Origin of the sequence: Neobacillus oceani, from assembly GCF_046237595.1 — a bacterium.
GTDB lineage: Bacteria > Bacillota > Bacilli > Bacillales > Cytobacillaceae > Bacillus_D > Bacillus_D oceani.
This window is the reverse complement of record NZ_CP143543.1, coordinates 1,742,845-1,768,469: the sequence shown is the minus strand read 5'-3', so window position 1 is coordinate 1,768,469 and position 25,625 is coordinate 1,742,845. Positions and strand designations below refer to the sequence as shown.

Genomic DNA, 25,625 nt, shown 5'->3' with positions numbered 1-25,625 from the left:
GATGTTTCAGCCTCTTTTCAGGAATGCGGCTACCTGGCGATGGTGGGCTTCACTTTCCCACAGTGTCGAGCAAAAATCAACTTCCATCTTAATTCTATTCCGGAGATTTGAAGCTTCCCATTTCGCAATCCAAACTCGCTTGTAACCTTCCAGAACGCCCGCTTCATGCCTAAGCATCTTTTCGAGGAACATTGTTGCCGCATTTTCGGGATTCCCTTCAAAGATTTCATCAATAAAGCCTGCCGCCGCCAATTCCTCTGCAGGGAGCGGTTCGGCTTCCATCAATAGCCTCATCGCATACGGGCCTGGTAATTTCTCAGAAAGAATGGAGCCGCCACCCCAACCCGTTGTTATCCCTTGTCTCCCCTGGATAAAACCCGCCTTTATTCCTTTTTTGGCAATCCTGAAATCGAAGGCGGATGCAAGCTCGCAGCCGCCCCCAACCGCTGTGCCGTTAAGGATTGCGACTGTTGGTTTTGGCAACATCAGAAGGTTGTAGAGTGTATTGGCCATCGCGGTGAGCATTGTTAACGCTTCATCTTTTGTCTTAAGTGTGTGAAATTCAGCAAGATCCCCTCCGGAACAGAATGCCCGATCCCCTGCCCCTGTTAATGCAATTGCCTTGATCCCTTCACCACGCGCGCCATCTACTAGCCGATTAAGGCCTTCCATGATTTCGTAGTTGATGGCATTCCGCTTTTCTTCCCTTTCAATTGTAAATAGAAGGATGCCGCCATCAAGCTGTTTTATTGAATATGCCATTATAAGACCTCCTGGAAAAAATATCTATGTATTACTTTGCCCCAGGGACGAAAAAAGCACAAGGGATGTACTCCCTTGTGCTTGATCGAACGGAAAATTAGTCGTTGACAACTTCTTTCCCCTTGTATGTTCCGCAAGCTTTGCAAATACGGTGAGCAAGCTTCATCTCTCCGCAATTTGGGCATGCCACCATACCAGGAACATTTAATTTAAAATGAGTGCGACGCTTTCTTTTCGCAGTTTTAGAAGTCCTTCTAAAAGGTACAGCCATTCTTCCCACCTCCTTAAAGGGTTATCAGAAGTTATGAAGTCCAGAAATACTGGTTCTTCATTTGCTTGCTTTTTGCCGATTATGAATCGGATGGATTGTTGTCGTCAAAAAACTTGGCGAGCCCCGCAAGCCTTGGATCAATCCGGTTGCTTTTGTCTTCCTCGCGAACAACTTCCCAATCCTTCCCGGATTGAGGAGCGGCCCCTTCGGCATTTGTATCGTCACAAAATACCTGCATTGGAACCTCAAGCAGGAGGATTTCTTTTATGGCCGGCATTAAGTCGACTACGTCGCCCTTAACCTGGTGGGCTTCCTCATCTGTTTCATATCCAGAAGTATTGAAAAGGAATGTTTCCGTTGTTTCGACATCAACTGGATAATTGACATCAACTAGAGTCCTGGAACAAGGCAGGACCAAATGGCCTTTTAACCTAATATCGAACACGACCTTATGCGCTCCGATATCAGCCCGTCCTGTAACATGGATCGGGGAAACGCCCCTGATCGATGAATCAATCTCTTTGATTTCATCGGCATGGACCACTTCATCAATGGCCAATTCCTTATTCCGGCTTTTTTGCAGCTGGTTTATTGTCCATTTCATTTACATCACCCCAAGGCAACAAAGGTAATTATAGCCCCCATGAAACTATTTGTCAATATTTTTTCTTTACACCTAAACGGTCCGAAAAGTTCTTCCCATGAACCGGCGAAACGTTCTATTTAATTAGTTTAACCTTAAATGGAGAGCGCAAACATCACCTCATAATCGGGGATTTTACTGTTGGCCCCTCCTGCTTTATAGTAAAAGGTAAAAGTACCTGAAACAGGAGGGCTAATCGTTGAAAGCCGTCGGAGTTGTTGTAGAGTATAATCCGTTCCATAATGGCCATTTGTATCACCTGGAATCCGCGAAGAATGTATCGGGAGCGGATATCGTCATCGCCGCAATGAGCGGCAGCTTCCTCCAGAGAGGTGAACCCGCACTTGTATCAAAATGGGCAAGAGCGAAAATGGCCCTGTTAAATGGAGTTGATATTGTCTTTGAATTACCTTATAAATTCAGCACCCAGAAGGCGGAAATATTCGCCAGCGGAGCCGTTTCCATTCTTGATTCAGCCGGCTGCTCGTATCTTTGTTTCGGCAGCGAGTCAGGGGAAGCTGGCGCGTTTGTGAAGACAGTCGATTTTATCGAAGGGAAAAGACCGGAATATGATGGCCTGATTAAAAAATACAGTAAAACAGGGGTAAGCTATCCCAAAGCAGCCGCCCTGGCATTGGCTGAGCTGAATCCGCCCGAGGAAACAATCCCATTGTCCCAGCCAAACAATATCCTTGGCTATCATTATGTAAAATCCATTTCCTCCTTGGGGAGCAAGATGAAACCCCTGACGGTAAAAAGGAAAAATGCAAACTACCATGACGAGGATTTTTCATCCGCCACCATAGCGAGCGCGACGAGCCTTAGAAAAGCTCTGTTCACTGGCGGGACAAGCCTTGAACGAATTGGACAATATATCCCTGGGCCGAGTAGGGCAGTCCTTAGGGAATACTCGGAAAATTTCGGGGGATTCCATCATTGGGAATCGTATTGGCCGTTTTTGAAATATCGGCTGCTTCAAAGCAGCCCCATCGAAATCAGGACGGTATACGAGGCGGAAGAAGGGCTCGAAAATCGCCTTGTAGAGGCCGCTCGCCGATCGGAAAGTTTCCAGGAATTCATGGAGCGTGCCAAAACAAAGCGCTACACATGGACAAGGATCCAGCGCCTTTGCACGCACGTGCTGGTTAACGCCAAAAAAGAGGAAATGGCTGAAGATAACAAGGAGGTGGGCTATTTGCGCCTCCTCGGAATGACCGAAAATGGGAGGCGCTATTTGAACAAGCACAAAGGATCGTTCGGGATTCCGCTCGTGTCGAAGCTCTCCTCGTTTTCAAGTCCAGAAATTAACCTAGATATTAGGGCGTCCGCCATCTTCTCTCTCGGACTTTGGGGAAACAGCGGCCAAAAACTGCTTGAAATGGAATACAGCCAGCCTCCTATACTTATTGAAAAGGGATAAAGCCTTCAGAGCTTCATCCCTTTCCTTTTTTCGGTTTAAGGTTTTCAAGATAGGCTACAGCTTCATCAAATGTATCAACCGGAACAATTACCATTTCCGTCCCAATATCTTTTGCCGTTTTAACAGCGGCCCGATAATTTGAATCTTTCGCGCCATTTTCATTTGGCGCAAAAAAGTAATCGGCCCCCGCCTTGTCCGCGGCGACAATTTTTTGTTCTATCCCACCGATCGGCCCAACAAGTCCATCGCTTAACGTACCGGTACCGGCAATTTTGTACCCTTTCGTCAAATCATCCTTTGTCAGCTGATTGTATATTTCAAGTGCAAACATCAAGCCAGCGGATGGCCCCCCGATTTCATCCGTTTTCACGTTCACTTTGGGGATAACAATGATTTCCCTGTCGTCAACTGGTTCAATCCCGATGCCAGCCTTTTCAGGAAGCTCTTTGAATGGTTTTAATACAAGGTTGACCTTATGCCTTTTGCCCTTCCTTATATATTCCAGTTCAACGCTGTCCCCGGCCTTTTTCGCTGCAAGCTGGGACAAAAGCTCGTCCAATGACTTCAGGTTTTTGCCATCCACACTCATCAGCCTGTCCCCTGTTTCAAGCTTTCCTTCCGCGGGCATCCCTGGTACAATGTTCATCACATAAACACCCTTGTACTTATATTCAACAGGAATGCCGGCTTTTTTGTATGCGGCCTCGATTGCATTAGTTTTTGAACTTTCCATCATATGCAGCTGTTTCGTGTTGTAGTCATGCTCACTTTCCCCTTTGCGGAGGATATTTTCAATGGGGTAAATTTCCTGGTATTTACTGAATTTCGCCAGAAGGTAACTATATATATTCGCTTTCCCCATCCTAACCGTCGTAAGCATGAAGCTTCCTTCTTCCTTATGGCCGCCTTCCACCTCGATTATTGGTTCAAGTTCCTTTGCCATTCCGGGCTTTGAAATATAATAGGGCAAAGTATAAAACATGCTTGCCACAAATATGAGTGCTGCGAGTACGTACGGAATTTTCAGGTATTTTTTGTGCATTTTCTATTGCTGCTCCTTCCAGCGCCTAATGGCAGCATTGATTGGCTCTATTTGTTTCAATGCCTCTTCTTCACCTATTTTAATAATCTCTTCAATATTGGTAAAGGCGCGAGAACTAAATCTCCCAACCTCGGGGCGAATCATCACATCTGATTCGATTTCACGGTTTTTCAAAAGTTCGGCCTGCATGATGTCAATGCTTTGCATAATGACATCATAAATCGAATCGATCCGGGCATTTCGTTGATAACCCGAAACATCAACAGCTACAACGATATCCGCACCCATTTCCTTCACTACGGAGACAGGGATCCGGTCAGCGACCCCTCCATCTACGAGCAGCCTCCCGTTGATTTTTTCAGGAATCAGGATGCCTGGGATTGAAATACTGGCCCTGACCGCTTCGGCAGCGGGGCCTTTTTTAAAAACAACCTTTTCCCCGCTCATTAAATCGGCGGCAACAATTGCGACTGGTAGATTCAATTCCTCTATATTTTTATTATGAGTGAAGATCCTGATAAACTCTTTTACCCGTTTCCCTGCGATAAACCCCATTTTCGGAACGGAAAAATCAAGGAAGTATTTCCTCTTGAAGGATATCGATAGTTTATAAAAGCGTTCAAGATCGATTCCGGTCCCATACAGGCATGCAACAAGCGCACCCATGCTGCTTCCCGCGATCATGTCAATTGGGATGCCTTCATCACGGAAGACCTTTAGCACACCCAAATGCGCAAAGCCCCGGGCTCCCCCTGAACCAAGCGCCAAACCTACTTTTGGAGCCATAACAATCTGTCCTCCCCTGAAACGAATCATTCCTACCTTTGGCAGGGGCTTCAATGCCGGTATATAACTTGCTAACCGGAATTGCTGGCATGGCTTGAAAATCTCCTTCAATCTTATGGTCTAAATCATCATTCTATGAGTATATTGTGTTACAGGGACAAGGGTTATGCGGCAGCGCACCGCCCTTCCGTGAACGACTTTTGCACATTGGAGCCAATTGCCTGGCCCTTTCTGCAAATTTTATAGCTTGCCAAACAATTCTATCATGCCTTTTTCCGCTTAACCATACATTCCACTTTGATTCCTGAAGGAGGCCAGTCATGTTCCGTTCAAAAGTAAAAACAATCTTCCTGGCAGCTTCGGTAACCATCATGGCAGCCTCACTCATTTCCTATCCCCAGGAATCCTTTACCGCTTCCATCCGCGGCCTGAATATGTGGTGGGAAATTGTCTTTCCTTCCCTACTTCCCTTTTTTATCATCTCTGAAATGCTAATCGGATTTGGAGTTGTCAAGTTTATAGGAGTCCTTCTTGAACCATTTATGAGGCCGCTATTTAAAGTGCCCGGAGTTGGGGGATTCGTATGGGCGATGGGCATGGCCTCCGGTTACCCGGCAGGCGCGAAGCTCACCGCGCGGCTGAGGCAAGAAGGGAACCTGACGAGGGTGGAGGCGGAAAGGCTGGTGTCTTTCACAAACTCCTCAAACCCCCTCTTTATATTCGGGGCTGTTTCGGTTGGTTTTTTCCATAATCCCCATCTAGGCATCATCCTTGCAGTTTCCCATTACCTTGGGAATATTGCCGTTGGCCTTCTTATGAGGTTTTATGGAAAGGATGAACGAGCAACAAGAAGCAGCCGCCACCGTAAATTTAAAATCAGGGAGGCGCTCGCGGCACTCCACAGGACACGGATTAAGGACAATCGGCCCATCGGCAAGCTGCTTGGCGACGCGGTCACTTCATCAATCCAGACATTGCTTATGATTGGCGGATTTATCATCTTGTTTTCCGTTATAAATAAACTATTGTTCCATCTGCATATAACCGCTTTCCTTGCAAAAGGCGTTGATTTTCTGCTCTCCTCGATGGCTTTTCCCGAGATGCTTAGCATTCCCTTTATTTCAGGCTTGTTTGAGATAACACTCGGAAGCCAGCTTACGAGCCAGGTTCAGGAGGCGACATTAAAGCAGCAGGCAATGGTCACAAGCTTTATCCTTGCATTTAGTGGCTTCAGTGTACAGGCGCAGGTTGCAAGCATTTTGGCACAAACGGATATCCGGTTCAAGCCTTTTTTCATCGCCAGAATTTTGCACGGGTGTTTTGCGGGCGTATTCTCTTTTTTGTTATGGGAGCCTTTTTATTCAAGGATTGCCGGGTCGACAACACCGCTGAATGCAATCCCCGTAATGCTGCAAGAGCAGTCGCAAATTCTGTCAACTTCCTATATCCAGCTTGCGGAAGCAGGTCCGTTGATCACTATTTTTGCACTGGCCATCTACATAGCCATTTTATTCAGGAAACTTAAACAGGGGAGCCCATAATCAGCAGAGAACGAACTATTAAAAAAGATACGATTCGCCGAAAGGGGGATGAAGAAGAATTAAAGTTATCGGCTGACCTGAAATTCAACCTTATTCATTCCGTCATTGAGAAATACAATCTAACTGGGATGGTTTCACACCTATGTAAAGTAGCTGGGGTTTCCCGTCAGGGTTACTATAACTACTTTTCAGCTAAACAGGTTGAGAGAAGGAAGGATCGGGAGAAACAGGATGAATCCCTACGGGACCTGGTTTTAAAAGCATACAATTTCAAGAACCGTAAGAAAGGGGCTCGCCAAATTAAGATGGTATTGGCAGGTCAGTTTGGTGTTGTCTTCAATCTCAAGCGAATCAGAAGAATCATGAAGAAGTACGGGATTGAGAGTCCTTTCAGGAGAGCGAATCCTTATAAACGCATCATGAAGGCCACCCAGGAGCACAAAGTCGTCCCGAACCTGCTTAACAGGGAATTCAAACAGGGAATCCCCTACAAGGTCCTCCTTACGGATATCACCTACCTATATTTCGGAAAAGGAAAAAGGGCTTATTTATCAACCATTATTGACGCTTCCACCAATGAAGTCTTAGCTCATCAGGTCTCTGATCGAGTTACTCTTGATATCGCTACGGATGCACTTAAGAAGTTAAAGAAAAACAGGAGAATCAAACTGGCTACAGGAGCCTATATACACTCTGATCAGGGAGGTCACTATACCAGCCCTGTTTATCAAAAGCTCGTGAAAAAATCCAGATTGGGACAATCCATGTCCAGGAGGGGTAACTGTTGGGACAACGCCCCACAGGAATCATTCTTTGGTCATTTTAAGGACCTGGCTGATATAAAATCATGTGAAACCTTAGAAGAGCTTAAACAAGAAGTGAAAGTTGCCATCCACTACTATAATCATTACAGATATCAATGGAATATGAAAAAGATGACCCCTGTTCAATACAGAGATCATCTTCTTAAAGTAGCCTAGCTTTTTTTAAAATGTCCTTTACAAGGGGTACAGATTATAAAGCTGCCCGGCTTTTACTATTTCCTCAGTCAAATTTCCTGTGCAATGCCGCTTCGACGGCCGGGGGAACAAGCTCCGAAATTTTCCCGCCATATTTCGCGACTTCCTTCACAATGCTTGAGCTCAGGAAGGAATATTGATTGTTGGTCATAATGAAAAAGGTTTCTATGTTTTCATTCAATACCCTATTCATTGATGTGATCTGCATTTCATATTCAAAATCGGAAACCGCGCGCAGTCCACGGATGATGGCTCCCGCGTTAACGCTTTTCGCATAATCGACAAGGAGCCCTTGGAACGAATCGACCTTTACATTCTTTAAGTCTTTTGTGACCTCGCCAATCAGCGATATTCTTTCCTCTACAGAAAACAGCGGGTTTTTTGATGAATTGTTAAGGACAACAACGTAAACTTCATCAAAAACCTTCGCACCCCTCCGGATGATGTCGAGATGCCCATACGTAACCGGGTCAAAGCTGCCCGGGCAAACTGCAATGCTAGCCATTGTCATTACCCTCCTGGATTGGATATGGATAAGCAAAAATCGATATAGCGATAACCCCATAAACTTCGCTTCTTATCTTTTCAAAGCCGCCTGCATTGTCCGGCAACTGTACATCCTTGCTGTGTTCACACACAATTTTCCCTCTGCTTGTTAACCTTCCGTCCTCGTATATCCTCTCCAGGAGGGAAACAAGCTGCTGTTTTTTATAGGGAGGGTCAAGAAATATGTAATCGAACCCCAGTTCCCGCTTTTTCAGGGCCTTTAAAGCCCTTTCCGCATCATTCCGGTATACTTCGGTGCGCGGCTCAAGGGAACAGGCATGAATATTTTCCTTAATCGTCATGATCGCTTTCGGGTCCCGGTCAACAAAGATGCCCGTATCCAGGCCCCTGCTTAACGCTTCTATTCCAAGGCCCCCGCTGCCCGCAAACAGGTCAAGTCCAGCGCCTCCCTCAAAATAAGGGCCGATCATGTTGAAAATTGCTTCCTTTACTTTATCGGTCGTCGGCCTTGTGCTTACGCCGGGTACGGCTTTCAGCGGGCGGCCCTTGCAGCTTCCTGAAACGACTCTCATCAACTATCACCGCTAATCTGTAATACTTTTTTCCATAATCCTAACACAATTGGACCAGCCAGCCAAATCAAATTTCCTTTTCTAAAAAAATTCAAGAAAGGTGTGTATAACCTTGCCAGCAGTGGAAATAATGGTAGTAACAACATCGATTCGAGGATGTTGTTGCCAACCGCGGAGAAGACTTACGTTTCCCCATAAGTTCTTCCTCCGGTTTCTCCTCTCCCTTTGCCTTCTGTCCCCGGTGGGATATAGAAGGACCCCGCAGGATTCCTGCGGGGTTTTTTTTCTTTTTCCAAACGACTTGGTATGGTAATGTAAGTAGGCAGAATAAGTGAAAAGGGGCGTTATTCAATGATTCAGCGTTTCATTGAACTTGGCAGGGGGTACGGGGATTTATACGAATTGATTGAAATCGCGGAATCCAATTCCCATCGCATCACGCGTTTCCTCGCCCTGCATACAGTAGTCGGCAATAAGGAAGTTACATCACTCGCAATCATCCTTAATCCCGCAGGCGAAGGAAAATTCCAGCCTATTTATATTAGCAGGGAAGGCGTGCCGGATCCGCGTACGTTGCCATCCAAACGATACTCGCTCTTTCAGGAAGCGGCAGCAGGCCTCGGAAAGGAAATTTATGAATTAGACGTAAAGCCATCTTCGCTATTTGCGGAGCCTGAACTCTATTACCAACAGCTGATTGGCATACTTCGCCTAAACCATTTCCTGCCTCCACTTTCGTAGGCGGCGTATGAAGCATTGCCTCTATAGCGGGATGAAGTGTTCTACTGAAAAAATAATAGTGAGGGAGTCTCTCCCTCACTTTGATTCCACTCTTAAAGGGGCCGGCCATCAGCGGAAAAACCCCGCTGATGGAAGATTCACCTTAGATCCCCATTTTATAATCGTATTCTTTCGCTTTGTCAGGTGAAGAATTTTCATATTCCATTTTTATAAAAGGTTTATAGGAAGGCTCCACCTTTTTGACAAAGGAGTATGACTGCAGTTTTTCCATGACTGTTTCTATATCGCTCTGGTTACAGTAGATGACAGCGTATTTAAGCTTCTTGGAAATATAGTGGACATTCCCAAATCTTCGCAGCATTTTGGCTTGTTTCAACGTATAAAGCCAAACCACCAAACCTTGCCTTTGCCCAAACATACGTTTTTCCCCTTCATGATCGATGTTTCTTTTAAGTCTAGCATATCGAAACGGTATAAATCAATCAGGCTGGCGGCAAGAATCATATTGCTCTCGAATAAATATAGAAGGAACCTGGAACTTTTGAGAGGAGTTCTAACAATGGATCTCGATTCAATTTGGAATCTATTTATTGAAAAAGCAGCGGGATTGCAAGGTGTAGAGGCAATTGAAATGAGAAAAATTGCGGGTATTCCGTTCCTGTTCATCCATCCTGATGAAAACGGGACTCTTGATGCAATTGAAAGAGGGATACGGGTATGTTCGGCGGAAGTGATGAAAGGCAAGAGGCTTAGCAGCGAAACGGTTTTTGTGAGAAAGGAAAGCAGCTATTACGTCTTTCGCCACCGATTTTTAGTCCCGCAAAGAAAAATGTTTTGCTGTGGAAATTTGTGTGTTGACTGTGTCAGGTTCGCACATGACCGATTTTTTTAGGCTTTGTGGTAGAAAGCTATGCAGTTGTTAAAGCAGGCAGGGTATAATTTGACCGTTGTTTTCTATTAGAAAAAGCGGCTCTTAAAAAAGGTAAGGGCCGATATTCATTTAAATGGGACACAACCTTTTCCCGCGGGCTGTCATTTAAAAAAAAAACAATAAAGGCCGGCAAAAGCCGGCCAAAGAATTTCTCCACTATTCGCCAACCCCTATGCCGAGCATCCGCAGCTTCCGCCCGAACCACAGCCTCCTCCACAATTAGAACCGGTATCGAAAAACGGATTTCCGGTCGGGACTTTGATGTGCTTTGAGACGGAACCGCCGACAAAGACACTGATTTCATCAAGCAGCGATTGCAAATCATTTTCAGCGCGCTTGAATTCCGCAACTCTATCGTCCAGATCCATATCCCGTTTGGCTTCCCTTATTTCCATCATAACGGACTTGTAATCCGGATGGTATTTTCCGAAGCGTTGTACTTCTTCATATTGATCTTTCAACTTGATGAAACGGGAAATCTTTTTTTGAGACTCCCGGCTTGTACGCAATTTATATAAACAAAGCCGATAATACTCGGCCACATCGGATTCGCTAACCATTTTGCCCAACTGCTCGGCATATTCAAGCAATTCAACTCTTTCAGTAGTCGCAAGCAAATTTGTCCACCTCCACTGCCATTTTACCACGTAGACAGAGAAAAGGTGAAATCTTTCTGAAAATAACCATATACTTTCCAAGTAAAACAAGAAGATTTCCTAACCGCCCTGATTTGAATTCTTCATACTTTGTAGCATTTGGAACATCATTGAAGCCATCTGTACGCCGTTAGAAAACTTTGCCACCCTGTGGGGAATGGTCTTTTCAAAATAATATAAAGACGCCGTTTCGAACGCCTCCAGGTCATTAGGATTCCTTGACAGCTTCCGGTACCAGACCGGCTGCTCCCGAAGGAATTGTTGCAAGTCCTTCCGTGCCGCAATGAACTCCATCACTTCCATCCTCATCTGCTTACCTCCCATCAATCCTTGCGGTACGGAAACGGCTGTGGAGGAATCGTTTCACGCTGAGGCTCCTGAGTCGGTGGGTTTTTTTGAAACTGGCTAATCAATCCCTGAATCGCTCCAAGCGCCTGGCTGAGATTGTAAATGTGACCCTGCAGCTGGGCTGTGTCCATCTTTTTGGCCATATTCAATAGATTCTTCATCAAATCGGATTTTCCACCGTCTTCTTTAGCTTCGGCCGGAACCGCTTTTCCTGTTTCGGGTTGGCCATTCCAGCGCGGATCTTCCTCTCCCAGCAAATACCATTCCTCATACAATTGCTGCCATGTCGCTTTTCCTTCCCGTACTTCCTTTACAATATGAGGATTGTTTGTGACAAATTCCTTAAACCTGCTCACAGAAGGATGCAGCTTATCCTCTGCCATTGTTGCATCCCCTCCTTTTTCCATGCCTATATTACGATATGTAGGCGAAAACGAAAGGTGAAAGGCTGATTCTAAAAACTATAAAAACATCATCCTTAATGGTACTATTTAGGGAGAAAAGGGGAGAACAACTTGAAAAACGAATTGGAACAGCTTCTTAAAGATTATATGGACAAGGCGGACGAAACGGATCTTAAGGCTTTGGCGCATGTCCTTAAAGGAATGAAAAACAAGATTGAAGGAAAGGCAACCACGTATATCGGGGGGATCCTCCATTACGAAAAAAAACCCAGTGATTCTGTCTGGGAAGTAACGATTCCTATCAATCCTTCGCTGTACAATTCTTTGGGAATCGTTCACGGGGGCATAACCGCCACATTGGCCGATTCAGCCATGGGGACCCTTGCCAATACGCTCGTACCAGAAGGCTATGGGGCAGTTACCTCTCAACTCAATATCCACTACCTTGCCCCCGGGATTGGCAATACGCTTCGATGCCGAGCGGAAATCGCCCATCAGGGAAGAAATACGATGGTTGTCAGCGCGGAGGTTTTTCGGGAAGATGGCAAAAAAGCCGCACAGGCAACGGGAAGCTTCTTTATTGTCGAGAAGAAGGTAAGCAGCGGAGAGTGATTCTAAGATGGTTACCGCCATCCTCATACCAATCATTTGTTTGTATTTCCTCTGGCTCACATTGAAGGAGGCCAAAGAGAACGAGACGAAATGGCTTCAAACAGGTTCTACAAAAGAAGAAGCTATCGTCACTGGAGAAGTGCAATCGGTTTTTAAGGAAAGGCAGCGGTTTTATTACCACAGGTATATTTTTGTCCAGGAGCTGACAATAAGGACTGAAACGGGAACGACCAAGGCGAGAATCATTACCCCATTAATGAAGGGCGCGTCTCCGGTCAACTATCACGCGGGCCAGGTTGTCCGGATTTATGGCAGCTGGGAAAAAAACTGGTTTCACGCGAACAGGGTGGAGATTGTGGAAAAGGGCTGAAAAAGGAGGGTGGCACATCGCCACCCTCCCCTCATTATTCTAGCCACTTCTGGATAAAATTCTGCGTATAATACTTCCTGTAAACGCCGACTCCCAAATGGGTAAAATCCTTATCGAGAAGGGTTTCACGGTGGCCCTTGCTGTTCAGCCACCCCTCTACCACTGCGGGCGAGTCAATATAGTTGGCAGCAATATTTTCACCGGCCGATTGGTATACTACCCGTGCCTTTTTTAGGCGGTCGGATAAATTCCCGTACTTTTTCGATACATGGGAAAACGTATTCGTTTCGTACATATCAAGGCTGTGGCCATAAGCCGCCTGTGCCGTTTTTTCATCCCATTTAACAGGTTCAAGCCCGTGGCGGATACGCAATACATTTGTCAAGTCAAATATCTGCTTTTCCGCACCCATCTCCACTTCCTGCCATTCCTCATCCCCCAGTTCCCTGGGTTCGATTAAGGTTCCCCTGTAGGCAACTTCATAGGGCCGCATTTTAATGAGTGTTTCGGCATCAAGGAAGCGGACGCTGGACAGGCTGCCGGTAAATCTATCGATATATAACTGAGCATAAATATCCCCGAGCTGAATAAGCGGCATCGTGTTAACATCCGTATCGGTCAAATCCAGCCGGTAAGCATTCCCCTCATACTCAATCGTGATATTTGTGTGGATGGCGAAGGAAGTAAAAATCTCTTCGAGCGGTTTCCCAATCGAAAACGGTTCCACACTTGTCTCCCTTCCAATTGCATAAATGGTAACCGCCTTATTATCAAGGATTCCGACTTGGAGGTACTTATCCAGGCTATGGTTATAAATATACCAGTCGTAATCATAACTGGACTTATCAATTCTTTGCGGCTTTCCAAGTGCTTTTTCCACTTCGGCCACATTCTTTCCGATTAATGTAGACAATCCTTTCACTGGCCGCTCGGGAATTTCGTATCCCGTTGTCCCTCTCTGATCAGGTTGGGTTGGTTCCTCGGGTGCAGGCACTGGCTCTTCCCTTATGAGTGAATCTTTATAATCGGAATTATTTTGGCTGACATAAAATCCAATTGTCAGAAAAACAGTCGATAGTATAAGGATCCGTAATAGTGTCTTCAGGACCGTCCCCCCTTCCCCGATTGTCTACAAGCTATATATGTATAGGCAAAATCAATTATAACATCAGTGGCGGCCAAGGTAATAGCCGCCTTTAAAATTATAACAAATTCTTAACAAAATTTGCGCAATGGGTTTGTATTTTCCTCACCTGAGCACACCGGACAGCATTTTAAATGAAAAAAGGCGATTTACACGCCTTTTTTCCTAATGCTGGACTCCGTTATAGTTTGATTCGGATATTTCCGAAAGTGCGCCTTTTGCCTGATCATCGCTTAATTCCCTTACTGCGAAATCACCGAGCGAAACGATGCCAATCAATTTATTTCCTTCAACCACCGGCAAGCGGCGAATTTGATGCCTGGCCATAAGCCTTGCCGCCTCCTCAGTGGTTGCATCAGGCGAAATCGTATACAGTTTCTCCGTCATGATATCCTCCACCCTTGTGGAACCAGGATGCTTTTCCGCCGTACCCCTTACAACAATATCCCTGTCGGTGATGATTCCAACAAGGTTGCCGTCATCCACAACCGGAATCGCCCCGACGTTTAAATCCTTCATTTTAACAGCAACTTCATACATATTATCGAGCAATGAACAAGTTTCCACATTTTCCGTCATGATATCGCCGACTTTTTCCATTCCTGTTTCCTCCCGAAAAAAATGGTTTGGTTCTATGAATACGTTTTTATCTTTCACCCTGTCACGCCTCATTATTCCACAACGGAGGGATCTTCCAATTGAATTCATTGCATAATGACGGCATTTCCACTATTATAAAAATTGAGCAAATTGCCGGATAATCTTGTTAAAGGCATGTTTTCAAAGGGGGATAACAAAAATGAAGTTTGAAAATACGGGTATTGAACAACTTAAGGCCGATTTAGGAAGGCTTGATGAGGTAATGCTTAGCCATGGCCTCGTCCGTGAAGGCCAGTGGGATTATGAACGTGTGACTTTTGATAAAAAATTCGAATTGAAGGATGGTACTTTCTATCTTAGGCTGCGTGGTTATGCGGTTGAGGGCGATATCGATTCGAGAAGGGCAATCATTCAACTGCTTCCTCCACTTCTTGGCAAACATTATTACCCTCATGGGGTTGAATACGGTGAAGGCGAACAATTCCCTGCTTCCCTTGTGAATCAGTGCAAGAATTTGCTTGATCGGCTAAAAGAAGAAATTGAAGCATTTGCGGAGTAGCAAACCAAACTATAAGAAATGATATTTTAAGGTGAAAAAAGCGCATCCTTGATTGCGCTTTTTTTAATGCTTGAATTCTTAAAGAAAGCCGGTATTGTTCGTTTTTCATTTTTAACGCTATAATGAAAGTACAAAGTATTTATTTGTATAAGGAAGGTATAAACCATTGACTGCTTTTTTTACCAAAAAGAGAATCGCCTGGGTTTGTGGCATTGCAGCCGCTGCCATTGTCCTATATTTCATCTTACCTGTTTCAATCCCGTTGATTATGGCACTGATTACAGCCATTCTCCTTGAGCCAGGTGTTAGGCTGGCCACCACAAAGCTTAGGCTGAAACGGAATACTTCCGTGCTTATTGTATTTACGCTCTTTGTCCTCATCGTTGCTTCCGTTGGTTACTACGTTGCGACCAAAGCGATTACCGAGGCAGTCATCGCTGTCAACCATATGCCCGACTATGTCAATAAGCTGTCGGCCCATTGGATCCAGGCGAAGAACGCAATTGCCCGGGCAGCAAAGGATTTGCCGGAAGCCATCGTCCTACAAATTACCGGCCAGCTTGATAAATTTATGGTGACCATTAAAAATACCCTTCTGGCATATGTAAATATCGGGAATATGAGGGCGCTACTGACAAACATCCCAAACCTCCTCATATCCTTCCTTGTTTATTTGGTGGCTTTATTTTTGTTTATGATGGATATCCCAAGGCTAAGGAACGGCCTCCAAAAACATTTGTCGGAGCGGACAGCGGAAAAAGTCAATATCATGTTTTCAAGGCTTTCCTATATTATGCTTGGTTTTTTAAAAGCCCAACTGCTGGTTAGTGTGCTGATATTTGGGATTTCCTTGCTTGGGCTTTATTTGATTATCCCGGAAGCCGCTGTTTTTGCTGCCTTTATCATCTGGATATTCGATTTTATCCCAATAATCGGCTCGATTATCGTTCTTGGGCCATGGGCGCTTTTTGCCGCCTTAACGGGAAATGAATTGCTAGCCATTCAATTATCGGTTCTCGCAGCGGTATTGATTACGACAAGGCATTACCTTGAGCCAAAAATGCTCGGCACCCATTTCCGCCTTTCCCCTTTGCTGACATTGGCCGCGATGTATCTTGGGTTCAAAATTATTGGCCTTACCGGGATTGTACTAGGACCGATACTCGTCGTGGCCCTTAGCTCTGCGAGGGAAGCCGGTATTGTAAAATTCAATTATAAAATTTAACATAAAAAAACAGGCAGCCCTTAGAGCCGCCTTTTTTTATGCCAAACCATTTTATGAACCTAATATTGCCTTAATGACGGATGTCGTTTCCCCGCCTTTGTAAATCACATAGAGAAGCAGGTAAACTGTAACCCCTGTTATAGCGGTCGCAAACCAGACGATACTTGTCACCGGGCCGAGTTTCCGGTGAATGCCAAGCTTGTCCTTTAGGCCGGTGTATATGTTTATTAGCCCCATTATGCCGCCTATTGTAGACAAAATAATATGGAATACAAGGAAAACCGTATACAAAACTTTGAGGTTGTCGGGTCCTCCAAATGAAGTGTTTCCAATGAATATTGTCCTAGATGCGTAAATAATGAAAAACGTTAAAGCTGCGGCTCCCGCAAACAGCATTGTCCGCTTGTGGGCCTCCACCTTCCTTTTTGAAATCTGGTACCACCCTATTGCAACAAGGATAGCGCTAATAACGATAAAAGAGGTACTGATGGTTGGCAAAATCGGGAGGGTGTGATCCATGTTTTAATCCTCACAATCATATATTCTACTATAATTTTAACCGAGTTGAATCGGTTTTTCAAACCAGTATTATTCCCATCGATAGGAAAAGCCCCCATAAAGAGGACTTTTACTCTGCAGGAATCGGTTCGGGCGCTGGATCAATCCCGGATTGCTCCCTCCTGTACCATTCAAAAAATACTTTTGCAAGGAAAATAGCATAAACAACTTCCTGAATAATCTTCATTATAACGCCGCCCAGCCTTTGGTCTTCTACAAGAGTCATGGAACTGAACATTTGAGGCCCGGTAAGGTCAAGGCCTGCAAGCAGGGTTGGAGAGACACATAGCTCCAATGATTTCGCCCAAAGGGCCGGATCTGAAAAAGTAGCATATAAAGGGCTGTTCGTAAAGATAATCAGCGCGCATGCAGGCGTAAGTAAGATTCCATCACCGAAGATGTAAGCGATTTTCTTAAGGCCGCTTAATGTTTGATGCTCCGGCAGTTCATTTACAATCGGCCACCACATGCTGATGGCAAGGAAGAACAAAGTGCCTGTATAACTAGCATGAAGTAACATCGATTGCTTCACGGCATCAAATACAAACGGGACATGGTAAATCGAAAACATTCCGTTGAATACAATTAACGCAATCAGCGGCTTCGTCAAAAATACAAAGATTTTATTGAATACCGCCTTCCCCAAAGCAAATCTCCACAGCCACGGAGGGATTCCCATAATAATAAGCGGCGGGACAATCAGGAATAGAGATGCCATCTGAATCATATGTGCCCAAAAAGTTATATGGCCCAACAAATCCAGGGGTGAACCTTTAATCGCATAAATCAAAATCATGGCTGTAACGAAGTAGGAGGCCTGCCGTTTGGTTAACGGCTCACTACCTGTGAAACGTTCCCTGAATTTTACTGTCACCAAAAAGTATCCAGCCGTCAAAAAAGCAACCGATATAAAAAAGTACGGGCTCCAAAGCGCTTGAAAACCAAATATGTCTAGAGTAAGCACCGTATCATCACCTCTATAAAATTTCTTCCACTCCAATTATAGCTAGTGGAAGAGCGGATAGCAAAGGAAGCAACTCCATTGAGAGAGCTAATCCGTCAACTACCCCCACTGAGATAATGTGTTTCAGTGAGGGCTTGAGTTAGAACTCTAGGTCTTTTCGTCTACCACTAGACAGATTGACGCTCTAGAATTCATGTCACTTTACGGTGACACCCCAAGTAATTTTTAGGTCGGTACTGGCAATGGACTATTGTTTTCCCACTTGCACCCTCCCTGCTGTGAGTTAAGGTTCCCCGAATGGATACGGCGAAGTCATAGCCTTGCGAACTATGTACTACAAGCCCCGGCACAAATGCGCCCGATACCCTGGATGGCTGACACACCCACTAAGCCATGCGCTAAGCAACAGCTTTACGTTTTCGTACGTTTAACACAGTTGGAGTCTTCACTTTGATTGTTTCCTGAAATTCTGCAATTTCCGATTTTCTCAGCGTATTCAGCGCGCCATTGATGTCTGCATGGATACACTGGCCAGCTTTGGAACGATACAGTCCACGAGTAAGGCGTCTGCCACTGAATGTGTAGGAGGATTTATCAGTTTCCGACCAAACAGGAATCCTATCTTTATCCAGGAAGCTGGCTTTGGACGTATAGCTTTCTTCCTGCATCTTGAACCGGATGCCCTCTTTCATACATTTGTTTTCGATGGCGGAAATCAACTTTTTGAATGGGATTTGTACAAACGCCTGGTTGTTCTTTTTCCCCATATCACATTCCTGTTTCCAGACGGCATTATACCCGACCACAATCGTATCGATATTCAATTCTTTCACCTTTTTGAACAACAGGCCGACAGTTTGTGAGAAGTATCCGCTGATTTGATGTTCACGTTTGTTCCAGAGTTCCGCGATTTGGTTCGTCACAACCCGTTTTGATATCCCGTTTTCGCTATTTTTTTGCTGCAGATTGCTTATCTTCTTGTTGAAATATTGGTTGAAGGACTTTAGCTCCTTGCCATCTATCAGAAATGTTTCGCCATGATTTGTTGCACAACTTACCAATCGGTCTACACCTAAATCGCAACTCAAAGCACGTACAGTGGTCGTTGGTTGTCTTTTCATTTGAGCGATTTGCACTTCATACGTGTAATGCACCTCAAAGAACCGACCTTTTTGCTTGGGCACAATTTCAATGTAGGAAATTTTCTTGTGTAACAAGTTTTTTGGCATACGAAGCCTGATCGAACCGAAACGTTTTCTGAATTCATTGTTCATCGGAATCGCCCAATACCCGTTTTTATCCACCTTAGGGACTTGATAGATTTCGATCACACGCTTTTCGGTGGAACGGGAGTAGTTTGGAAATTTAGGGCGGCCAGTGAATGTCTCAGGGTTTTCCTTCCACTTGTTCAACGCCTCGAAAAAGCTTTTTACTTCTGTGTACAAAGTCCTTCGAATGGCCTGGACGGAGTTCGATTGGACACCCCAATAATTTATATCAGCCTGCATGGCAGCATCTACTTCTTTCACGGTGGCCATTCTATTGTTTGTCAAATAACTTTGTTTCATCGTATACAAGCCCACATTACGCAACGCTTTGGAACTATGTGACATGCGTCGAAGAAGACGGAATTCCTTGGCAGTAAGGCTCGTTCGTCCGATATTCTGTTTTTGAGTGAACCGTTGAATGGTTTCGGTTTTCTTTCGTTTACGTAATACCTTGACGGGTTTCTTTTTAACCATTTTATTCACCGCCTTTTCTGCCAAGATAGGAATATCTTCCCTATATATAATTATAGCAATTGGCTGAAAGGAAAGCGAATGTTTGTTCGATTATTAACCAAGAAATTTGTGGGTTAGCTTCAGCCGGCGGCTGACGGCAATTCATCTTCACCTGAATTGTGGGCTGCACCCGTAATACAAATCAGATGAAGTCTTCTTGCAAAAAATGATAAAAAGAAAATCGGCATAAAGCCGATTTTCTTTCAGATTGTCGACAAAAGGCCGCGAGGGGGCACCCTCTCGCGGCCTTTTGTCAGTTTTGTGGAAATTTTTAAGGTTAATCCGAAGATAATTACCCCCAGCACCTTACTCTTCGAGTACTCTTATGCAACTTGCCATGTCCAATTGGCCAGTTTCTTCAAATTCATTGCAGCAAAAGTAAGCATCGCCTGCATGGACAATTTTTTAAGGCCTCGTAAGGTTGTCCATCGCATACCATGCTTTTCTTTCGCGTCTGCAAAGACACGTTCAATTGTTTCTTTTCGTTTGGCGTATATCTTTTTAATCTCATCCGTGTGTCGTAAATGTTCAGCCTCTTCCAGGTAGGGCTCCCAAATATGGCGCTGAATGAGCTTTTGATGGTTTTTACTTTCGGTACACTTTGATAAGACTGGGCAGGAAGCGCAAATAGCTGGGTCTGATTTATACTGGCGGTACCCTTCCTTCGTGGTTGTCGTGTACTTTAATTCCTGCCCTTCGGGGCAGAGATAGCAATTGTAGTACTCATCATAAACATAGTCATGCTTTCGGAAGAACCGATCTTTCGTTTTTGGACGGGTGTAAGGAAGGACAGGCAACATCTGATTTTCCAATAGAAAATTCGCGATCGCGGGAGTTTTATAGGCTGCATCGGCTGCGACAGCAAGTGGCTTCTTTACCTTTTCAATGATCTTCTCGACAAGTGGCTGCAGGATATGGCTGTCATGTATGTTGCCCGGAGTGACGATTGTCCCCAACACAAATCCTTTTTCATCCGTGGCGGCATGAAACGAATAGGCAAACTGTTTCGTTCGCTCATCCTTTACATAATAGCCACTTTCAGGATCCGTCGTACTTTCCTTGATTTCCTTCCACTCCTCTTTTTCAAACTTCTCGGGAGGAAATGGCTTTTTACCGTGTTTCTCACGATCTAAATTAAGCTCCAATTGCAGCTTTTCTTCATAGGCGCGGGTTTCCTTTCGAACGAGTTTCTTGTCGTACTTGCGTTTATTGGCACTTGCTTTTACATGTGTGGAATCCACAAATACATGTTCAGGAGACAACAGCCCTTTATCCATAATCTCCTTCAAGATTCGATAGAAGATCTGTTCAAACACATCGGAATCATAAAAACGGCGCTCGTAATTTTTACCGAAGGTAGAAAAGTGAGGAACTTCAGTGTAGAAACCAAATCCTAAAAACCAGCGATATGCCATGTTGGTCTCAATCTCTTTAATAGTTTGGCGCATAGAGCGTATGCCAAATATGTATTGTATGAAAGTTATTTTAAAGAGAACGACCGGATCAATACTGGGCCTACCAAGCCCGGAATACAAGTGTTCTACCATGGGATAGATGAATGAAAAATCAATGGCCGATTCCAGCTTGCGTACCAAATGATTTTCAGGAACTAATTGATCAATGGTCAGCATTTCAAATTGTTCACGTTCATTAGCTTGATTTTTAGTCATCATCGCAGGTCACCTCATACATAGTGTTCTTTATATAAAGAGAATATTAGTTGATTGGAACGGAGGGTGGCGACTCCTGCGGGAGTAGCGGGATAGTCGAGACCCTGGACTGAGCGTAGCGAGGGAAGCGGCTCGGCCCCGCCCGCGGAAAGCGTCCACCCGGAGTGGAATTCTAGACGCACTGTTGTTTCAACTTATATTTTAAATTAAAAAAGACTGTAGGCAAACCCGGATACCTTCAAGTTTGTCTACAGTCTGAAAGAAAATCGGCATAAAGCCGATTTTCTTTTTCACCAATAAGGATACATAAAGTTTGGCCAGCTACGGCGCTAAACGGGCACTTTCGCTTTTCTTTGTCTAGCTCCAGCGCCCAGCGCCTAGTGTACTTCGGTCCCCTCGCTACGATAAGTCAACATCGATTCGCCTTCGCTCATCGTGTTTCCTTTATCTCCATCGGGGCCCTCCAGTCCATACGGTGCTAAACGGGCACTTTCGCTTTTCTTCTTACCACCAAACGATTGTCATTAGGGCAAGGATTGTTATAAGGCCGACCAAAAGACCGGTAAACAGAAATAACGTAGGTGCTTCATGTCCTTTATGGCTCATATGCATGAAATAATACAGCTGGAAAACTACCTGGACAGCAGCCAGGAGCAAAATTATTGGAACAGTAAACCAACTTGAAAAGCTTCCCATTCCTACCGCAGCGAAAGAAATGAATGTCAAAAAGAGCATCAACGAGAAGGAGATGATCTGGTGACGCATCTCCTCCTTGCTTTTCCGCTTCCTGTAAGCAAGGTCGATTCTTGGGTTCCCTGAGTTCAAATTTTGATTCGCCATCAGTTTATCCCACCATTCCCATTAAATAAACTACTGTAAAAATGAATACCCAGACAACGTCGATAAAGTGCCAGTACAGGCTTGCCAAATAAAACTTAGGAGCATTATAAAGGTTTAGGCCGCGCTTCGCGTTACGGACCATCAACGTTATAATCCATACCAGGCCGAAGACAACGTGTGCACCGTGGAATCCAACCAGCGTATAAAATGCCGATCCAAAAGCCGAACTTGTAAACTTGTGGTCATATTCATGGACATAATGGTTGAATTCATAAATCTCTAGGCAAAGGAAGCCGAGGCCAAGAGCGACAGTTATCCCCAGCCAGAGCATCATCTTGTTGTGAGCAAAGTTTTTCATATGGTGCATCGCGTACACGCTTGTCAGCGAACTTGTCAAGAGGAGCATAGTCGCGACAAACGTTAGAGGCAGGTCGAAAATATCCTTCGCCAAATGATGGGTATCGTCGGGCACCCTGTCCTTTAAAGCAAGATAGGTCGCAAACAGGGAGGCGAACAATACCGTTTCCCCGCCAAGGAATAGCCAAAAACCAAGAAACTTGTTTTTTCCTTCAAGCGTTGCTTTTTCAGGGAGGGCGGGCCAAGTTTCAAACGTCAATTTTTCTTCAGTTTGCATTATGCCTCAACTCCCTTGTCGTCTTTATCAATTAGCTCTTCTTTATGGATGTGGAATCCATGGTCGTCCTTGACGGAACGGAAAATCATTGCCCCAAAGGAAATGAGGAGCCCAATGATTATTACCGGGACCGCCCACGCATGCCCGTCTGGATTATACATAACGCCAAAAGCGGCAACAAAGAAACCGAACGAGATGACAACTGGGACGAAGGAAGAATTCGGCATATGGATGTCGTCAAGCGGTTCGGCAGGCATCATGCCTTTTTTTCCTTCCATTTTCTCCAGCCATAATGCATCAAGTCCGCGGACTAGCGGAAGCTGCTTAAAGTTATAGAATGGAGGTGGTGACGAGATGGACCATTCAAGGGTCCGGCCGTCCAACCAAGGATCATTTCCAACACGCTCATTTTTAATTTGCGTAACAACTATGTTGTATAGCATCACAATTACTCCCGCCGCCATTAAAAATGCACCTATCGAACTAACCATGTTCCCGGTATCAAGCCCTTGGTTAGGCAGGAACGTGAAAATCCGGCGCGGCATTCCCATCAGGCCAAGGAAATGCTGGATAAAGAAAGTCAGATGGAAGCCGATAAAGAATAGCCAGAATGTAATTTTACCCATAACTTCGCTGAGCATTGTCCCAAACATCTTTGGCCACCATAGATGTGTTCCGGCAATAAGGGCGAACACAACGCCGCCGACGATTACATAGTGGAAGTGGGCAACAACGAAATAAGTATCATGGTATTGATAATCCTGTGGAGCGGATGCCAGCATGATGCCAGTTACGCCCCCCATGACGAATGAAGGAATGAATGCGACAGCCCAGTACATTGCCGTCGTAAACTTAATGCTTCCTCCCCACATCGTAAACAGCCAGTTAAAGATTTTGATTCCTGTAGGAACCGCAATTGCCATCGTTGCAACGGCAAAGATAGCGTTCGCCACAGGCCCCAGACCAGTTGTAAACATATGGTGGGCCCAAACCATGAACCCAAGGAAACCGATTAAAACGGTTGCAAAAACCATTGACGAATAACCGAACAAGCGCTTTCGCGAAAAAATACTGAAAATTTCAGAGAAAATACCGAAAGCCGGAAGTATTAGAATGTATACTTCAGGGTGTCCGAAAATCCAGAATAAGTGTTCATAAATTACAGTGTTTCCGCCATTTGCAACGTTGAAGAAGTTTGCGCCAAACATCCGGTCGAACATTAATAACGTAAGGCCAACAGTTAGCGGCGGGAATGCAAACAGAATAAGTGCGGAAGCTACAAATGTAGTCCATGTAAACAACGGTAGCCTCATATAAGTCATGCCTGGCGCACGCATGTTAATGATGGTTACAAGAAAGTTAATCCCCGCCATCAGCGTACCAAATCCGGAAATTTGCAAGCCCAGAATATAGAAATCTACACCATGTCCCTTACTATGTGTCGCTAGTGACGCGTAAGACGTCCAGCCGGCATCAGGGGCGGTGCCGAAAAACCAGGAAAGGTTAAGGAAAAGCCCCCCAAAGAAAAACAGCCAGAAGCCAAGCGCGTTTACAAATGGGAACGCAACGTCGCGCGCGCCGATTTGCAGGGGCACAACGGCGTTCATAAATGCGAATAGCAGCGGCATGGCTGCAAGGAAAATCATCGTCGTCCCATGCATTGTAAGTAATTCGTTAAACGTGCCCGCAGATACGAAATCATTATCAGGGCGCATAAGCTGGATGCGCATGAACATCGCTTCCAGGCCGCCGACGATAAAGAAAAATCCGCCTGCGATTAAGTATAGGATCGCAATTTTTTTATGGTCGACAGTCGTTAAATAGTCCCATAAAACTGCGCCGAATCCCCTTTTTTGAGCGTAGGTACTCACAGTTTTACCTCCCTTTCAACAAATCCCCCGTTAATCTTGGACTTTCAACCCCATCAAATAAGCTGCGAGCTGGTCAAGCTGCTCTTCGCTAAGTTCTCCGTAAGCCCCGGTCATAAGGTTTCCTGGCTTATATTTATCAGGATCTTTAATCCAATTTTTCAAATTCTCTTCATTATGTTCCAAAATGCCCGCAACGCGTGTACGATCACCGAAGTCAGTCAGATTTGGACCTTGCCTTGCAGCTTCAGGAGTCGTATTGGCAGGTGTTACTGCGTGGCAGCCAATGCAGCTCTTATTGAAAATTTCCTGTCCAGCCTGTGCATCAGCGGTTTCTGGCTTGGCAGGTTCCTTAACGTCCTGCATGGAAGCCACCCACTGTTCAAATTCATCGCGCGGTACTGCCCTTACCTTGAAATCCATCAAGGCGTGTGATGGCCCGCACAGCTCGGCGCATTTCCCATAGAACAGATCGCCGGCTTCTTCCGCTTTCTTGCTGTCAAATACGAGCCACATCTTATTCACTGTATCCGTATTTGTGTCCATCTTTCCGCCTGCAGCAGGAATCCAAAATGAATGTTTTACGTCGGATCCTTTAAGATTGAAATATACTCTTTCATCGGTAGGAACAACCAGTTCCTGGCTCGTCACAATCTTTTGATCCGGATATTCAAACTCCCACCAATACAGGCTGGCACGTACGTTGACGACAAGAGCATCCCTTGTGCCATCCTTGTTTTTCTTATCCATCTCCTTTACATCCGCGAGATGGAAAGTATCGGCAACAGTTGGTACTGCAAGGATCAATAGCAAAATAATAGGAATAACTGTCCAAATGATTTCCAGCGCGTGGTTTCCTTCAACCTGCTTTGGAATTTCCTTGTCATGCTTTCTGCGGTATTTAAACAAAACAATAAGGAAGATGACCGTTACTACCAGGATAACCAAAACCATAATCCAGGTGCTTAGTTTCATCAGCCAAAGTTGCCTTTCAGCAACCTCGCCAGCGGGACGAAGCGCTGATAGATATGGTTCCCCGCAGCCGGAGAGAATGAGCGCCAAAGCCGTGAACAACGGGAACAGGCGCCATTTTGCAAGCCTTTTCATAGCCTAATCTAACCCCTCTTTCATTTAAAGTCTTAATGTGTTGGCGGATC

General features: G+C 45.0%; 29 protein-coding genes and 1 pseudogene. 9 read left to right on the top strand and 21 right to left on the bottom strand.

All coding sequences use genetic code 11. The annotated features are described in order from the left end of the window. Window positions 1-6: 6 nt before the first annotated feature. The 3 genes from V1499_RS08855 to V1499_RS08845 form a co-directional block, all read right to left on the bottom strand. Window positions 7-762, bottom strand: coding sequence for an enoyl-CoA hydratase/isomerase family protein (locus V1499_RS08855; protein WP_409275517.1), 756 nt, complete (start codon window positions 760-762; stop codon window positions 7-9). Window positions 763-859: 97 nt separating this feature from the next. Beyond that, a complete protein-coding gene (gene rpmF / locus V1499_RS08850) occupies window positions 860-1,033 on the bottom strand; it encodes a 50S ribosomal protein L32 (RefSeq protein WP_053366094.1) in 174 nt (57 codons plus the stop codon). A 79-nt stretch (window positions 1,034-1,112) separates the two neighbouring features. Then, complete coding sequence (locus V1499_RS08845) at window positions 1,113-1,637, bottom strand: YceD family protein (protein ID WP_409275515.1); 525 nt, start codon at window positions 1,635-1,637, stop codon at window positions 1,113-1,115. Between the two features lie 238 nt (window positions 1,638-1,875). Between V1499_RS08845 and V1499_RS08840 the strand changes: the two genes are divergently transcribed. Continuing rightward, entirely contained in the window at window positions 1,876-3,096 is a 1,221-nt protein-coding gene (locus V1499_RS08840; RefSeq protein ID WP_409275514.1) for a nucleotidyltransferase, read from the top strand. 13 nt (window positions 3,097-3,109) lie between these two features. On the opposite strand, the gene V1499_RS08835 is transcribed toward V1499_RS08840, so the two are convergent. Both V1499_RS08835 and V1499_RS08830 read right to left on the bottom strand, forming a co-directional pair. Then, window positions 3,110-4,138 (bottom strand): SepM family pheromone-processing serine protease, encoded by a 1,029-nt coding sequence (locus V1499_RS08835; protein ID WP_409275512.1) that lies wholly within the window; start codon window positions 4,136-4,138, stop codon window positions 3,110-3,112. Between the two features lie 3 nt (window positions 4,139-4,141). After that, window positions 4,142-4,924 carry a patatin-like phospholipase family protein gene (locus V1499_RS08830; RefSeq protein ID WP_409275510.1) on the bottom strand — a complete coding sequence of 261 codons (783 nt, stop codon included), beginning with the start codon at window positions 4,922-4,924 and terminating at the stop codon, window positions 4,142-4,144. Window positions 4,925-5,244: 320 nt separating this feature from the next. On the opposite strand from V1499_RS08830, the gene ylbJ reads away from it, so the two are divergent. Together ylbJ and V1499_RS08820 are read left to right on the top strand one after the other, a co-directional pair. Beyond that, window positions 5,245-6,465 carry a sporulation integral membrane protein YlbJ gene (gene ylbJ / locus V1499_RS08825; RefSeq protein ID WP_409275509.1) on the top strand — a complete coding sequence of 407 codons (1,221 nt, stop codon included), beginning with the start codon at window positions 5,245-5,247 and terminating at the stop codon, window positions 6,463-6,465. Window positions 6,466-6,468: 3 nt separating this feature from the next. Continuing rightward, window positions 6,469-7,445 (top strand): annotated as a pseudogene (locus V1499_RS08820) (IS3 family transposase); the annotation flags it as partial. A 64-nt stretch (window positions 7,446-7,509) separates the two neighbouring features. On the opposite strand, the gene coaD reads toward V1499_RS08820, so the two are convergent. Then, on the bottom strand, window positions 7,510-7,989 hold the full coding sequence (gene coaD, locus V1499_RS08815) for a pantetheine-phosphate adenylyltransferase (RefSeq protein WP_409275507.1): 480 nt from the start codon (window positions 7,987-7,989) through the stop codon (window positions 7,510-7,512). After that, window positions 7,982-8,563, bottom strand: coding sequence for a 16S rRNA (guanine(966)-N(2))-methyltransferase RsmD (rsmD, locus tag V1499_RS08810; protein WP_409275506.1), 582 nt, complete (start codon window positions 8,561-8,563; stop codon window positions 7,982-7,984). The genes coaD and rsmD overlap by 8 nt, the downstream gene beginning before the upstream one ends. A gap of 351 nt (window positions 8,564-8,914) precedes the next feature. Between rsmD and V1499_RS08805 the strand changes: the two genes are divergently transcribed. Continuing rightward, window positions 8,915-9,304, top strand: coding sequence for a methylthioribose kinase (locus V1499_RS08805; protein WP_409275505.1), 390 nt, complete (start codon window positions 8,915-8,917; stop codon window positions 9,302-9,304). Window positions 9,305-9,446: 142 nt separating this feature from the next. Here the strand turns inward: V1499_RS08805 and V1499_RS08800 are convergent, their stop codons facing one another. Then, entirely contained in the window at window positions 9,447-9,722 is a 276-nt protein-coding gene (locus V1499_RS08800) for a YlbG family protein (protein WP_409275503.1), read from the bottom strand. 141 nt (window positions 9,723-9,863) lie between these two features. On the opposite strand from V1499_RS08800, the gene V1499_RS08795 reads away from it, so the two are divergent. Further along, window positions 9,864-10,196, top strand: a complete 333-nt coding sequence (locus tag V1499_RS08795; protein ID WP_409275501.1) for a hypothetical protein — start codon at window positions 9,864-9,866, stop codon at window positions 10,194-10,196. A 209-nt stretch (window positions 10,197-10,405) separates the two neighbouring features. Here the strand turns inward: V1499_RS08795 and V1499_RS08790 are convergent, their stop codons facing one another. From V1499_RS08790 to V1499_RS08780, 3 genes are all read right to left on the bottom strand, one after another. Beyond that, on the bottom strand, window positions 10,406-10,852 hold the full coding sequence (locus V1499_RS08790) for a YlbF family regulator (protein ID WP_409275499.1): 447 nt from the start codon (window positions 10,850-10,852) through the stop codon (window positions 10,406-10,408). A 99-nt stretch (window positions 10,853-10,951) separates the two neighbouring features. Further along, window positions 10,952-11,200: a YlbE-like family protein gene (locus V1499_RS08785; protein WP_316568404.1), complete on the bottom strand. Its 249-nt coding sequence runs from the start codon at window positions 11,198-11,200 to the stop codon at window positions 10,952-10,954. Between the two features lie 14 nt (window positions 11,201-11,214). Next, window positions 11,215-11,622 (bottom strand): YlbD family protein, encoded by a 408-nt coding sequence (locus V1499_RS08780; RefSeq protein WP_409275497.1) that lies wholly within the window; start codon window positions 11,620-11,622, stop codon window positions 11,215-11,217. A gap of 132 nt (window positions 11,623-11,754) precedes the next feature. Here V1499_RS08780 and V1499_RS08775 point away from each other — a divergent pair, with 132 nt between their 5' ends. Next, the gene (locus V1499_RS08775) at window positions 11,755-12,255 is read left to right on the top strand and encodes a PaaI family thioesterase (protein WP_409275496.1); all 501 of its coding nucleotides are present in this window, start codon (window positions 11,755-11,757) and stop codon (window positions 12,253-12,255) included. A 7-nt stretch (window positions 12,256-12,262) separates the two neighbouring features. Continuing rightward, window positions 12,263-12,625, top strand: a complete 363-nt coding sequence (locus V1499_RS08770; protein ID WP_409275494.1) for a hypothetical protein — start codon at window positions 12,263-12,265, stop codon at window positions 12,623-12,625. A gap of 34 nt (window positions 12,626-12,659) precedes the next feature. Here the strand turns inward: V1499_RS08770 and V1499_RS08765 are convergent, their stop codons facing one another. Both V1499_RS08765 and V1499_RS08760 read right to left on the bottom strand, forming a co-directional pair. Next, a complete protein-coding gene (locus tag V1499_RS08765; protein WP_409276262.1) occupies window positions 12,660-13,730 on the bottom strand; it encodes a CAP domain-containing protein in 1,071 nt (356 codons plus the stop codon). A gap of 204 nt (window positions 13,731-13,934) precedes the next feature. Next, the gene (locus V1499_RS08760) at window positions 13,935-14,369 is read right to left on the bottom strand and encodes a CBS domain-containing protein (RefSeq protein WP_409275492.1); all 435 of its coding nucleotides are present in this window, start codon (window positions 14,367-14,369) and stop codon (window positions 13,935-13,937) included. A gap of 199 nt (window positions 14,370-14,568) precedes the next feature. Between V1499_RS08760 and V1499_RS08755 the strand changes: the two genes are divergently transcribed. Beyond that, the gene (locus V1499_RS08755) at window positions 14,569-14,928 is read left to right on the top strand and encodes a YugN family protein (protein ID WP_409275490.1); all 360 of its coding nucleotides are present in this window, start codon (window positions 14,569-14,571) and stop codon (window positions 14,926-14,928) included. 166 nt (window positions 14,929-15,094) lie between these two features. Next, window positions 15,095-16,153 carry a sporulation integral membrane protein YtvI gene (gene ytvI / locus V1499_RS08750; protein ID WP_409275488.1) on the top strand — a complete coding sequence of 353 codons (1,059 nt, stop codon included), beginning with the start codon at window positions 15,095-15,097 and terminating at the stop codon, window positions 16,151-16,153. Window positions 16,154-16,204: 51 nt separating this feature from the next. Here the strand turns inward: ytvI and V1499_RS08745 are convergent, their stop codons facing one another. From V1499_RS08745 to coxB, 8 genes are all read right to left on the bottom strand, one after another. Further along, the gene (locus V1499_RS08745) at window positions 16,205-16,672 is read right to left on the bottom strand and encodes a DUF420 domain-containing protein (protein ID WP_409275486.1); all 468 of its coding nucleotides are present in this window, start codon (window positions 16,670-16,672) and stop codon (window positions 16,205-16,207) included. Between the two features lie 109 nt (window positions 16,673-16,781). Further along, window positions 16,782-17,675 (bottom strand): cytochrome c oxidase assembly factor CtaG, encoded by an 894-nt coding sequence (gene ctaG, locus V1499_RS08740; protein WP_409275484.1) that lies wholly within the window; start codon window positions 17,673-17,675, stop codon window positions 16,782-16,784. A gap of 398 nt (window positions 17,676-18,073) precedes the next feature. Next, on the bottom strand, window positions 18,074-19,417 hold the full coding sequence (locus tag V1499_RS08735) for an RNA-guided endonuclease TnpB family protein (protein ID WP_409275483.1): 1,344 nt from the start codon (window positions 19,415-19,417) through the stop codon (window positions 18,074-18,076). A 362-nt stretch (window positions 19,418-19,779) separates the two neighbouring features. After that, entirely contained in the window at window positions 19,780-21,129 is a 1,350-nt protein-coding gene (locus tag V1499_RS08730) for an IS1182 family transposase (RefSeq protein WP_409273136.1), read from the bottom strand. A gap of 501 nt (window positions 21,130-21,630) precedes the next feature. Further along, window positions 21,631-21,966 carry a cytochrome c oxidase subunit IVB gene (ctaF, locus tag V1499_RS08725; RefSeq protein ID WP_409275481.1) on the bottom strand — a complete coding sequence of 112 codons (336 nt, stop codon included), beginning with the start codon at window positions 21,964-21,966 and terminating at the stop codon, window positions 21,631-21,633. Window positions 21,967-21,970: 4 nt separating this feature from the next. Continuing rightward, window positions 21,971-22,600, bottom strand: a complete 630-nt coding sequence (locus V1499_RS08720; RefSeq protein WP_409275479.1) for a cytochrome (ubi)quinol oxidase subunit III — start codon at window positions 22,598-22,600, stop codon at window positions 21,971-21,973. Further along, window positions 22,600-24,471, bottom strand: a complete 1,872-nt coding sequence (gene ctaD / locus V1499_RS08715; protein ID WP_409275477.1) for a cytochrome c oxidase subunit I — start codon at window positions 24,469-24,471, stop codon at window positions 22,600-22,602. The genes V1499_RS08720 and ctaD overlap by 1 nt, the downstream gene beginning before the upstream one ends. A gap of 30 nt (window positions 24,472-24,501) precedes the next feature. Then, window positions 24,502-25,575 (bottom strand): cytochrome c oxidase subunit II, encoded by a 1,074-nt coding sequence (gene coxB / locus V1499_RS08710; protein WP_409275475.1) that lies wholly within the window; start codon window positions 25,573-25,575, stop codon window positions 24,502-24,504. Window positions 25,576-25,625: the final 50 nt, after the last annotated feature.